The organism is Myroides sp., assembly GCF_032073645.1.
In the GTDB taxonomy this organism is placed as follows: Bacteria; Bacteroidota; Bacteroidia; order Flavobacteriales; family Flavobacteriaceae; genus Flavobacterium; species Flavobacterium odoratimimum.
On the sequence record NZ_DAMANB010000028.1, the window covers coordinates 38,725 to 51,003 of the forward strand.

Sequence of the window (12,279 nt, forward strand, 5' to 3'; positions counted from 1 at the left end):
AAAAAAACAGATATAGCTTTGTTTGTGTAGAGTATTTGTTAAATTTGTCACATAGTAACAAATTTAATAAAAAATAATGACTGCCCAAGAACTTAAATCTATTGCAGAGAATGCTTTAGAGCAGCAATATAATGGATTGATTTCAAATCTAGAAGAGTGTGCCAAGCAAGGAAAGAATATATATTTTACTGAAGAGTTACCTGATATATTATTAGATAAATTAATTCTAAAAGGTTATAGAATAACACCTGTTGTAAAATACAAGTATAGCTTTTTGTTTCAGAAGAAAAAAGTAAAGTATTATAAGATACAATTCTAGTGGTTAGATAAAAAGTATTAATAGTTAGACTGGGCTGTAAAAGAATGCGCCTAGTAACAAGTTTTAACCTTAATTAAAAAGTGAAGGTGGGAGTAAATTATTATGATTTATCCCACCTTTATTTTTTGTGATTGACTTAAAAAATGTAGCTTAATTTTCGCATTAAACTACTCTTAGGAGACCATTTAAAATAACAACATTTTACTTGTCTTTGGTTTCAAGGCTTTCAAAGTAGGCCTATTTGTCCTTTTTTATCATAAAATTGTCCTTTATATAGACACTTTTGTCCTTTTTGTACACAAGCCTATCTATATATATAATAGAGCTTTGTGAATCAATTTAGTAGGTAAAAATAACACAGTAACTAAATTAAAGAGTTTGTGCCTTTAGAATTTTCGTATTATTTATAGGCTGTTTTTATTATAAAGACCTCGCGAGTTTTTATAAATGTGGTGGATTGATTTAAAAAGCTAAAGTAAATCAACTAAGTAGAAGTTTTTGTTTGTTAACCTTAAAAATGAGATTATATATTTTAAATCAACTAGTAAGAGGCTAGTTGTTGTAACTAAAAATATTTATTATTATGAAAGAACTTATTAAAAACCTACTGATGCCATTGGCCGTTTTTGCAATGCTAACAGTAGGTGCATTTACTATAAATGCTAGTGAAAAAACAGATAATGCTATTAATATAGAATCTGTAACGGATGTAAAAGCAGATGACCCTTTTAGTGGAGATATTTATATTAGAACTTTAGATCCTATAACAGAAGAGTATGTCTTTACTAAAGTAGGTACAGTTGAAGAAGGAGGAGAATGTACTATGACTGTACTTGTTGTGAGATGTACAATTAAGATAGATGGCATAGATCATGATTTATGGGGAGAATCTCCTTTAGGGGGGTATGTGCCTCTTTATAAATTATAAGAGTTTACAAAATTAATCTTAAAAATGGTAAGAGGGGGATATTTAGTCCCCCTCTTTTTATCTATTTAGTAGGTACTTATTGAATATTTATTGTAATCAAGTCCATCTTTTATCCATGGAATGTTTTTTTTGTTTTTTAAATGATAATCAAACCAATCTAATACTCTTATACTTAAATCCCGATTTTCAACGGGATCTGAAGAAAGAAATCCATGAATTATATTTTTATAAAAAAGAGCCATAACGGGTTTTTGTTCTCTTTTAAGGGCTATAAACATTTTTCTAGTATTTTCCCAGTCAACATTATCATCTTGCAATCCTGTAAAAAGAAGCATAGCGGTTTTGGTTTTATAGGCGTTTAGTATAGGGCTATTGTTGTAATATTTTTCAGGATTTTCAGAGAATTTAACTCCCATATTAGGCTGTTCATTTTCAACTATAAACCAATCAGGCATTCCTCTATAATAGTTATATCTAAACATTATTCCTCCTATAAGATCATGAGCCCCTGCTCCAGGGACAGAGGCTTTAAACAAATCAGATAGTACAGATATGGCACTGGCTTTGTATCCACCAAAAGAGTGTCCTGTTACCCCTAGATTGTCTTTGTCTATTGAAGGTTCAATTTCTAGGGATTTTTTAACAGCATTAGTAACGCAATCAACAGCGCTAATTCCTGGTCCTTCCTCAGTTACATATGTCTGTGCACTTAGAACAAAATACTCATTCTCTGTTAGTAATGAACTATTGAAACCTGAATTAGAAGCAACGTGGACAGGAATTGAAAATTCATTAGGTTCAGATACTAATCTTAAATCATATACTTGAACTACCATAGGATATTTCTTTTTAGGATCATAGTTTTTAGGATAGAAAAGGTAACCATGTAGCTCTTTATTAAATTTATCTGTGAAAGTGAAATCAATTCTTTTTCTCCATTTATACAGATCTTTATTAATATCAGATTCCATTACTGTACTGACTTTCTTATTTTGAATAGCTAATATTTTTGTTGGTAAATTATAATCTTCTATTTGAAAAAGTACAGTGTTATGATCAGTACTAAATGTTTTATTTGATGTTGGTGTAAGAGATAAATCATTTATAGTTGTGTAAATAGACTTTATTTTTTGTTTATCAAACATGTATATAGTTTTGTTTTTTTCTTGTGTACCGATAAAATAAAAAGGCTTGTTAGTATCTACATAAAAAGCATATGATGGTATTGACTCTTTGTTTACTAGTCTACCAATATGTACTTTGTCTGTATTTTTAAATTGAGTTAGGTATAAAGTTTTTCTATTTTCTAAATTATAAGAATGTAAATTGCCATTATAAGCATAAAAGATGGTTTTTGAATCTTGTGACCAAATAGGGGAAAAGCCCTTACTTAAGTTATCTGTATCAAAGGAATGTTTTTCTAATGTTTTTATATTTAATATTTCCCATTTATCTTTAGCGCGGTTAACTGGGTATAGAATGTATTTTCCATCAATAGATGGATAAAAAGGGGATTGAGAGGTCATTGATAACGATGTAACATTTTTTTGTTTATCTATATCATATAATGAATACTCTATAGGAGGAAAGTAAGTACTAAAGTCTATATCTTTAAAATAGTTATAAGACAATAAATAACCTGGGATACCTATATTTATATAGTCTTTATCAATTTTTCTTTCCAATTGAATAATAGTGTCTTGTTTATTTTTATAAACAAAGGCTTTATAGATTTTTTTATATTTGGTTTTAAAATTGCTAGGAACTAGTTGTTTAGAATTCCCTTGCCATATATCTACATATTCGCTCTCTGGTATAATCTGATCAGAATTGAACTGATAGGAAACAAAAAGATCATTATTTAAAAAAAAGCTTATTTTTAGGTTTTCAATATCTTTATCTTCAGTAATATCTATAACCCCTATTTTATTAGAGTTAAGATCTATTACATGGAGTTTATTGTCAATGTGTATAACAAAACCATCTTGGTTAATATTCCATTTTAGTGTCTTTATATTGTCTTTTAAATCAATAATTTTATTTGACTCGAAATCTTTTAGATTTATCTGTATTAATTCTTTTTGTTTGGTTACCACAACAAGTGTATTTGAATTAGGAGATAAATAATATTTGTCTATTGCTTGAAGAGAGAGCTCAGTTTTAATTTTCTTTAGATTCTCATTAAGCTTAGTGATAGTAAATTCACTATTATTTTTTAAAGTGAACAATAGATTTAGTTCAAGGTTAGTATCAAACCTTGTTACCTCTTTAATTAGTAATGAATCATTCTGGTTTAAAGAAAAAATAGCAAGGTCTTTTTTGATGTTTCCAACAACAATTCCTTTGTATAAAAAAGATTTATAAAAATTTGAAAAACGTGTAAAATCTTTTTTTTCTTTTGTTGTTGTATTTACAAAGTATGTTTTTTTGGGCCTTGGATTTTTGTTGTATTGTTTTCCTACAACAGCCCATTGTCCATCAGGAGATAAAGCTACAGTGGACAAACTACTCCATGTTAAATCATCGTCAAAAAAATCGTTTTTTACCGTTTCTTGAGAGGCTGCCTTTTGAAAAGAATAAAGGCAAAGTGTAAGAAGTATAAATATTTTTAATTTTGTTTTCATAATGTTATAGTTTTAGGTTTACAACAGTGTCATTTTTAGCGATTAAATTAATAAAGCTTGGTCGGAAAGGATCTATTGTAATGGGAGTGTTCTTAGGTACTTTTATGTTAAATTGTCCATGTTTATCAGTAAAGCGTAAAGATGCCCCCTCTTTTGTATTATTTAAAAAGTTTGTAATTATATAGATATTCTCTATAGGAGTTCCCGTAGTAGATTTATAAATGGTTCCTGATACTGTTACTAAACTATCAGGGTTTGCGTCTTGTAAAAAACGTGATAATGCTTTATATCCAGTTGGAGAGTTTTTTTTAAAATTTTGAATTACCTGTTGAGGTAAAGGTTCTAATTCTATATTTAAAATTTGACTTTTGGTAAATCCTGTAATATCTTTAGGTTTTTTATATAGATAAGAAAGAGGGATGATGGAAAGAGTATCATTTTTATCAATGGTTATTTTGTAGTATCCTTGTTTATTTACAAATACTCTTTTGTTCTGGCCATAAGCTATTGTTTTTTTAGGTGATTCTTCTTTTATAAATTTTGTTATATCTTTTGAAAAATCCCATTTGTTTTTAATGTTTACAGTTGTAACTCCCAAAGGAGCATTATCTGTGTTTTGAACTGTAATTTGTCCTTGTATGGTAATGCTACCGTCAAGATTCTCTAGGCAAGTGCTAGGCTGTGATTGCTCTATCGTATTTAATTGTTTGTCTTGACAAGACAAGAAGATAAATAGGCTAACAACGCATGTAATTATCAATATTATTTTGGCTCTCATTTCTGTATGTTTTAATGGTTAATATCCTGAGTTATTAGGAAGTAATTTTTTGTTGATTTGTAACTGTTTATAGGGGATAGGAAATAAGTTGTGGTAAGGTTTAAAGTTTGGTTTTGTAAGTTTTAAATCTTCAAGTCGATCCGTTATTTTTAAGTCAATAAAGCGCCTAGCGTTCTCTGTAAAGAATTCCTTGCTACTTTCTTCTAGGTAATTTGTTATAAATTCTTGACTTTTTAAGGTATAAGGTAGGTTCTCTAAACCTCGTTTTTGTCTTATAATGTTTAGAGTTTCTATGGCTTGTTTTGTGTTTTCTTGTCTAAATTGACTGTAGGCTAATTGAAAGTATACTTGTTCGATTCTGTAGAAGATTGAGAATTCATCTGTGTTGTTCTGTTGATTCTTGTATTTGTATACTTGATAAAACTCTTGATTATTAATATTTATCTTTTTTAACCACTGTTGTTTTCGTTTATCATTACTGTCAAAAAGATCTAGTAAGTGGTTACTCATGGTAGAGCTATTGTTTGTGAAATTAGAAAAAAGATAGAGTGATGCTTCTGATGTTACATTAGATGCTAATCTTGGTGCAATTTGCCAAATAGTACTTTTTGCATCTTTTTTAAATGTTTTAGCTAGGTCGTCTTCTATACTGTATAATTTTTGATCTAAAATCAAGTGGGCAGTATTTTCTGCCTTGTCATATTTTTTCTGTAAAATATAGTTTTCAATTAGTAAAACTTGTGCTATGGATTTGTTTATGTAGAATTTATTGGGATCTCTATAAGAGTAATCTAACAGCTCTGTGGCTAGAGTAAGATCTGATTCTATTTTTAAAAGTACTTCTTGATAAGAAAGCTTTTGCAAAGACTTATTTAGATTGTAGTCCGTAGATGTAGTATAGGGAATATCTCCATAGAGAATACTTAAGTAATGGTAATATAAAGCTCTTAGAGTATAAGCTTCTCCTAAGAGAGACTTTTTTAAATCTGTTTCTAAAAAAGCTGAATTTGTGACTCCTTCAATAAAGGCATTAATAGGATATATCTTTATATAAGAATCATTCCACCATGTGGTTGCTATAGAGTTTGTATCTAAAATAGTGTTTTCATATATGTCTTTTGCCGCAGTTTCTGTACCTGTGTAGTTTAGTTCATCTGTAAAAAGACTAAGGTTAAAACTAACTCCTGTATTGGACTTATTAAAGATAGAGGAGTAAGTTAAATCAAGATAAAGCCCATTTAGTGCTGCTTTAGTTGTTGCTATATCTTTATAGATTTCCGAATGCTCTATTTTATCATTAGGCATATCTACCTCTATTTGATCAGTACAAGAGGTAAAAAGTAAGGCTACTAAAAAAATGGAGATGGTTATTTTATATATATAGGTAATGTTTGTCATGATTTTTAGTATTAAAAGGTTAATTGAGCTCCAAAGGAAATGGTTCTAAGAGGTGGTAGTCCTCCAAAAGAAATAAACTCAGGATCCATTCCTTTATAAGAGGTAATAGTCCAAAGATTTTGTCCTTGTAAGTAGAGTTTTACAGATTCCATTTTAAGCTTTGGCATTTTTAAAGTATAGGATAGACCTACGTTTTTTAGTCTTATATAGGAAGCATCAGAAATAGTAGCAGTACTTTCTGTAAATGGTAGGTTATTGTTAGGATTACCTATATAAGCAGGCATATAGGTCGCATTTGGATTTGACTCAGAGTAGTAATCTGTCATAACAGCAGGAAGATTAATAGATGCTATTCCAGGGGGGGTATAATAATTATTTATATTGTAATTATCTGTTTTAATAAAATAAAATAAAAAGTCAAGACTAAAGTTTTTGTAGGATATTGTGTTTTGTAAACCTCCAAAAAACTTAGGCGTAAGACTGACTATATGTTGTTTGTCAAGAGATGTTATTTTTCCATCCTCATTGTAGTCTTTGAATGTAAAATTTCCTGTTTCTGGGTCTAACCCTTCATATTTATAGAGTTTTACAATGTTTATCGGTTTACCAATAACGTAAAAACTGTTCTCGGTTCCTTCTTCGAGTCCAGGGTAAGAAAGGAGCCTGTTTTTAGTAAAAGAAATATTAAAACTAGTGTGCCATAAGAAATCTTTGGTCTTCATGTTTTGACTAGAGATAGCAAATTCCCAACCTTGATTTTCTACAACCGCTAGAGAGTTACCATTAATAGAGGAAAATCCTGTTGTGGTGGGTAGAGTCATACCAACTAACTGATCTGATGAGCGATTGTTATAATAGGCAATAGAGGTGCTTATACGATCTTTTAAAAAACTAAGCTCTGTGGCTACTTCAAATTTTTTAGTTTTCTCCCATTTGTAGCTTGGGTTAAAAAGAGCAGTTGGCTTTAGAGTAGGCATATCATTGTAGATAGCTCCCACTGAGTAGGTATCTAAATAAGCATAATCACCGATATTATCACTACCTGTTATTCCGTAACTTGTTCGCAGTTTACCAAATGATAACCAAGAGATATTTTTAGCAAAATTTTCTTTAGAGAATATCCATGCAGCTCCAATAGCTCCGAAATTTCCAAATTTATAATCATTTCCAAACCTGCTAGATCCGTCACGACGAGCTGTTAGATTGATAAAGTATTTAGAGTTATAAGAGTAGTTAACTCTAGTAAAGATGGAAGCATATTTATATTGATTTTTAGCATTAGGGAAGATCGTTTTTTCTTTTGCAGCTCCAATATTTTTAATAAAAGCATTAGAGGCAAAATTTTTACCATAAAACTGAATGGCTTCGGAGTCTGTTTGCTGGTATGAAAAACCTAAAAGCGAGTTTATTTGATGTTTACCTTTTGATAAAACATAATTTAATTGAGGCTCTATAATAAAGCTATTGTGATTTTGATTTGAGAGACTAGATTCAGATTTTTCACTTGTTGGGTTGGCTGCAGGATTTAGTCTTGTGTGAGGCAAGATTTTCCTTTCTTCAAATTGATTTGTTGTATATCCAATGTTTAGTTTTGCGTATAGGTCTTTTAAAAGCCCATAAGAGATATTAGAGTTTAGTATAATAGTTGAGGTTTTATTCTCGTAACTACCCTTTAGCTGTGCTAAGGGGTTCATGAAAGTGTTGTTCTCCCTATTTAGACTCCCATCTTCTTTGTATAACGCAGGAGCATTTGGAGGTAAAGTAAGGGCTTGTCTAGTAAGATCAGTAATTGGAAGATTATTACTCTGGTTAGAATAAGTAGTAGAGGAGTTTACTGATAGTCTACTGTCTTTACTTTTATAATTGTAACTAAGTAGAGCTGAGTTTCTCTTATAACCTTTATCTGTTGGAAAAACAGTTGTGTTTTCACTATGAGAATAATTGATATTGAAATTTGAAAACTCATTACCACCTCTTACTCCTAAAGAAAACTCTTGCCCTGTTGCAGTGTCTCCGATTAGCTTTTTTTGCCAATTGGTATATCTGCTTTTATCCCATACTCCATTTATATCATATGCACTAGCTGGAATTTCTCTATTGCCGTTTATATAAGCCTCTTCACGCATTTTTATATACTGCTGGGTATTCATCATATCTAAATATTTACCAACTTTGCTAAAACTAGTAGAAGAGTTTAGGGTAAAGCTAGTTTTAGATTGGTTCCCTTTTTTTGTGGTTATCAGCACCACACCATTAGCACCACGGGATCCGTAGATAGCCGTAGCATCGGCATCTTTTAAGATTTCGATGCTTTCTATATCACTTGGGTTTATAGCATTTAAAGGGCTTATATTGGCAGATAATATTTCTGCTGATAAATTACCATTATTCATACCAAGAGCATCAGAGATAAACGGAACTCCATCGATAACATAAAAAGGATTGTTTCTTCCTGATAATTTTGCGCCTAAAAAGTTCTGTCCTCTAATCTCAATATCAATTCCACCGCCAGGGATACCTGTGAAATTTGTAATATTTACCCCTGGAGCTCTTCCTTGAAGAGCTTGAAGAGGGTTATTAATTGGTTGAATTTCGATATCCTTGGCAGTAACACGAGCGATGCTTCCTGTGCGCTCACGGTCTTTTACAGAGTAGTAACCTGCATTTATGACTACTTCATCAAGAGTGCTTATCTCTTGAGTTAATTTAATATTTAAAAAGGGTTGACCTGTGTAGGTAATTTGTTTAGTTGCATAGCCCATCATTGAAAAGACTAGGGTTTGTCCTTTGGCTATTTCAATTGAAAAATTACCATCTACATCTGTTATAGTTGCTATATTAGATTCTTTTACCATAACATACACTCCAGGTAGCTCAGCTTCGGAGTCACTAACTTTACCTGTTAGTTTAGTTTTGTCTTGATAATCTAAGATATTAAGACTATCTTTAGGTACGGCGTAGGCACCGGTGATAGTAAGACTACTTAAAAGCAGTACTATCCCGCAACCAGTATTGGTTAAAAATTGAGTTTTCATAATTGTTATAATTGTATGATACAAGAAGACTTTAAATCCTTAAGATTTTTATTGCCGTAGTACTTAAATAAGCCTTTGTATCAAAGGTTAGTTAATTGGTTTTTATATATTGTTTTAATAGAACTATCTCCCTTTGCTCTTTAACATGTCTCCCAAAATGCATAACAAGAGCTCAGGGAGAATAGTCATGGACTTTTAGTATGACTTAAAATCCCTTTAAGCCATACAATGTGTTGTTTGTGTGCCTACAGACTTAACTACTTTTAAAACCTTCTTACTAGTTAATTTCAAACAAACCCAACTAATTAAGCAGTAGCCTGTAGACGTTTTTTCCATAATGTGATAGTATTTTATTTGGTTAATAAATAGAACAGTGGATCGTATTGTTTCATAGCATTTTATCCTTACTAACTAAATTATTTACTGCCTATTAGGTTTAAAAAGATGTGATAACTAATAGGCAATAGAGGTCCTGTACGCATCCAAGAACTGTTCTTGGATCTAGCGTAAAATGTAATTTTACTTGGCAAACTATATGTGAATCCCTTAGAGTTAGGGCTAAGTTGTTTATGAATTCAAAGTCTTAAAAAAAACATAACTCTAAGGGTAGTTACACAAGAGTCTAATCATAGGCTAAATGTGAATTTGGTTACTACTAATTGTTGTTTGTTGTAATAAATAATTGAAAAAATTTCGAATTGAATCATTCGATAAGTCCATTAAGGATAAGGTATTGTAAGTACTATAAAAATTATACTTACAAATCTACCTTGCTTGTTTAAACCTTTATAGCCTAATTGGGAGACGGCTAAAAATTAAAGGTTTATGCGGTATGTTGAGGTATAGAACACTTGTTTCTAATACCTTAATTCTCTTGGATAGTCTAACACCTAGATGTTAGACTATCGCATTTTGTCATCTTTTGTTAAAAAAATACTAGTTAGAGTAAGCTTTCTTTTTGGAAAACATTAAGAAAGGGTTTACTTTTAGAGTGCGAATCATTTAAAGAAAAACCAATCTTGCTTAAAACACTAGTGTTTTTAAGTAAAGATGTAGTGTAAAGAAATCAAGGAATCACGGCCTTTTTTTATCACACTATTTGTATGAGAACAACTTAGAGTTTGAACCTTATACTGTGTTTTTCTTTTTAAGAATAACAACAGTGAGTGGTTAAAACAAAAAATCGCTCACATAGATTATATGAACGATGTTTCTCAAGTATTAATGGAGTATTTTATACTAATAGGTGAACTCCATTGCTTTAGAAAGCGGCATCGCAAAGCCTCATGACAAAGTCATGTTTCCACAAAAGACTTACATGAAGTTCGCCCTACTAGATTTACAAAAATAGTAAAATCTAATAGATATAGTGGCGAACTCAAGTGTTCTCATGTGGATTATTTGCGATTTTCTTTCATGAGAGACATCTAGTATGAAACACAAAATGTTGTGTTTCATGTTTTCGCTGTCGAAAATATTTATTCAAATATAATAAAAGTTTATGTAAAACTCAAACTTTTTTAAAATAAAACATATATGAGTAATTTTAAAATCAAGAATAGACTTAAAGAAGTAGCCGATTTTAGAGGGGTTAGTAATAAATTAATAGCTATGCTTCTCAATGTTCATTATACGACTGTAAGTCATTGGATGAGTAATCGTTATCAACCTAGTAATGTTAATGTTGGTAAATTACTAGATTTATTGGAAGTTGATTATAATGATTTGATTATAACGGAGGGGAGTCCGAAGTATACAGGATTAGGTAAGCTACTTGAAGAGGAGTATTTATATTTAACTAAAGTAAAAAAACTACCTTATGAAATTATTGAATTCAATGATGAAACAAAAAAGAACAATAAAGTATACAATCCCAAAATTATAGAAGCTCTTAAAGAGTTGGAGAAAAAACATATTAAAGGATAGTTACTATCTCAAAAGCCATAATAAGCCAAATCATTCCCCTAGCTTCCTATTTTTATATAGTAGCTTATTTAAAGTGTTTTTTGATGTGGTTTATTATAATAATTAAAGAAAAAGAAAATTGACACAACAACACAACATACTAAAGTATTGGAGAGACATTGAGGTATTTAATCTACCTGGTTTTAATAAAAACGCTGTTTTATTAGACTTAAATCAGATTCTGCCTTGGATGCTTGACCAAACAAAGGCTAAAGATAATTATAAGTGGAGATACACACTTTATTTTGGTAAAATTGGCAATAGTAATATTATTAGCTATTTAAATACACTGCTTAAATCAGAACAGATTCAAGATTGGCAAGAACCTGTAACTGGTTTTAGCTGTTTATCTGCTTTAATACTTAATGAAAACGGCTCTATAGAACAAGATAGTTACATACTGGCTAGTTATATACTTGGAATTAACGCTCTTAAAAGTGGGAGAGACTTATCTACTGTATCTGAAGAACTAGAAAAGGTTAAGGAGGATTTTCTAGAAAGACATAATTTGCTTGATAACTCTAGTGACTCACATCAGCAAAGGGGTAAGCCTTTTTGCTTAACACAAATCCAAAACGAGATTGCTTATCTGTCTAGGCTGGCTCCTTGGCTTAATTCTGATATTAAAGTGTTTGTTTTAAAAGAGCAAGTCTATAAGGATAGTGAGGCTGTAATTAGCTTTTTAAATAGTTTTTTCCTTGATGATTTAAACTATTTAACTAGTATAAAAACTAGTGAATTCAGTCCTAGTTTAAAACAATATCTTACCCTTAAACCCAGTGTTGATAAAAGAAGAGACTTAATAACAGACAAACAGCATTTATTTAAGGCTCTTAATCCTTGCTATCTTACCATGGGAAGGTGGCCTTCTAAAATTGAATATGGACTTTACTCGGCTCAAAGTGCGGCGGTAAACACAATATTTAAAGATCTTAAGGACTCTGAGGGGATTCAAGGTGTAAACGGGCCTCCTGGTACTGGTAAAACTACGCTATTGTTAGATGTTATTGCCGAGATAGTTGTAAAAAGAGCTCTTGTTATATCAGATTTAGGTTGTGATCATATTTTTGATCAAGGACATAATATTATACCTAAAGAAAATGGCTTTGATTTATATACTTATCCTCTTAATACAAAACTTCAAAGGGATTTTGGAATTGTTGTGGCAAGTAATAACTATTTTAGCCCCTAAATAAGCTGGAGTGAAATTAGTAAATTAATTACATAACTTT

Annotated in this window: 8 protein-coding genes; 4 read left to right on the top strand and 4 right to left on the bottom strand. The window is 30.7% G+C overall.

Features of this window, described 5'->3' with window-relative positions; translation table 11 throughout:
* The first annotated feature begins 76 nt into the window (after positions 1 to 76).
* Positions 77 to 319 (top strand): hypothetical protein, encoded by a 243-nt coding sequence (locus RT228_RS16425; RefSeq protein WP_313138857.1) that lies wholly within the window; start codon positions 77 to 79, stop codon positions 317 to 319.
* Between the two features lie 583 nt (positions 320 to 902).
* Positions 903 to 1,247: a hypothetical protein gene (locus RT228_RS16430; RefSeq protein WP_313138859.1), complete on the top strand. Its 345-nt coding sequence runs from the start codon at positions 903 to 905 to the stop codon at positions 1,245 to 1,247.
* A gap of 65 nt (positions 1,248 to 1,312) precedes the next feature.
* Here RT228_RS16430 and RT228_RS16435 read toward each other — a convergent pair whose 3' ends face one another.
* The 4 genes from RT228_RS16435 to RT228_RS16450 are packed head-to-tail and all read right to left on the bottom strand — an operon-like array spanning position 1,313 to position 9,082.
* Positions 1,313 to 3,871 carry a prolyl oligopeptidase family serine peptidase gene (locus RT228_RS16435; RefSeq protein ID WP_313138861.1) on the bottom strand — a complete coding sequence of 853 codons (2,559 nt, stop codon included), beginning with the start codon at positions 3,869 to 3,871 and terminating at the stop codon, positions 1,313 to 1,315.
* Between the two features lie 4 nt (positions 3,872 to 3,875).
* Positions 3,876 to 4,649 (bottom strand): hypothetical protein, encoded by a 774-nt coding sequence (locus RT228_RS16440; RefSeq protein WP_313138863.1) that lies wholly within the window; start codon positions 4,647 to 4,649, stop codon positions 3,876 to 3,878.
* An 18-nt stretch (positions 4,650 to 4,667) separates the two neighbouring features.
* The gene (locus tag RT228_RS16445; protein ID WP_313138865.1) at positions 4,668 to 6,047 is read right to left on the bottom strand and encodes a RagB/SusD family nutrient uptake outer membrane protein; all 1,380 of its coding nucleotides are present in this window, start codon (positions 6,045 to 6,047) and stop codon (positions 4,668 to 4,670) included.
* 11 nt (positions 6,048 to 6,058) lie between these two features.
* Positions 6,059 to 9,082: a TonB-dependent receptor gene (locus RT228_RS16450; protein WP_313138867.1), complete on the bottom strand. Its 3,024-nt coding sequence runs from the start codon at positions 9,080 to 9,082 to the stop codon at positions 6,059 to 6,061.
* A 1,536-nt stretch (positions 9,083 to 10,618) separates the two neighbouring features.
* Here RT228_RS16450 and RT228_RS16455 point away from each other — a divergent pair.
* Positions 10,619 to 11,008, top strand: coding sequence for a helix-turn-helix transcriptional regulator (locus tag RT228_RS16455; RefSeq protein WP_025124823.1), 390 nt, complete (start codon positions 10,619 to 10,621; stop codon positions 11,006 to 11,008).
* A 118-nt stretch (positions 11,009 to 11,126) separates the two neighbouring features.
* A complete protein-coding gene (locus RT228_RS16460) occupies positions 11,127 to 12,239 on the top strand; it encodes a hypothetical protein (RefSeq protein WP_313138870.1) in 1,113 nt (370 codons plus the stop codon).
* Positions 12,240 to 12,279: the final 40 nt, after the last annotated feature.

Excerpts from the sequence above, each read along its gene's own strand:
- RT228_RS16425 (WP_313138857.1), top strand. The coding sequence starts at position 77 with ATGACTGCCCAAGAACTTAAATCTATTGCAGAGAATGCTTTAGAGCAG.
- RT228_RS16430 (WP_313138859.1), top strand. The coding sequence starts at position 903 with ATGAAAGAACTTATTAAAAACCTACTGATGCCATTGGCCGTTTTTGCA.
- RT228_RS16435 (WP_313138861.1), bottom strand. The coding sequence starts at position 3,871 with ATGAAAACAAAATTAAAAATATTTATACTTCTTACACTTTGCCTTTAT.
- RT228_RS16440 (WP_313138863.1), bottom strand. The coding sequence starts at position 4,649 with ATGAGAGCCAAAATAATATTGATAATTACATGCGTTGTTAGCCTATTT.
- RT228_RS16445 (WP_313138865.1), bottom strand. The coding sequence starts at position 6,047 with ATGACAAACATTACCTATATATATAAAATAACCATCTCCATTTTTTTA.
- RT228_RS16450 (WP_313138867.1), bottom strand. The coding sequence starts at position 9,082 with ATGAAAACTCAATTTTTAACCAATACTGGTTGCGGGATAGTACTGCTT.
- RT228_RS16455 (WP_025124823.1), top strand. The coding sequence starts at position 10,619 with ATGAGTAATTTTAAAATCAAGAATAGACTTAAAGAAGTAGCCGATTTT.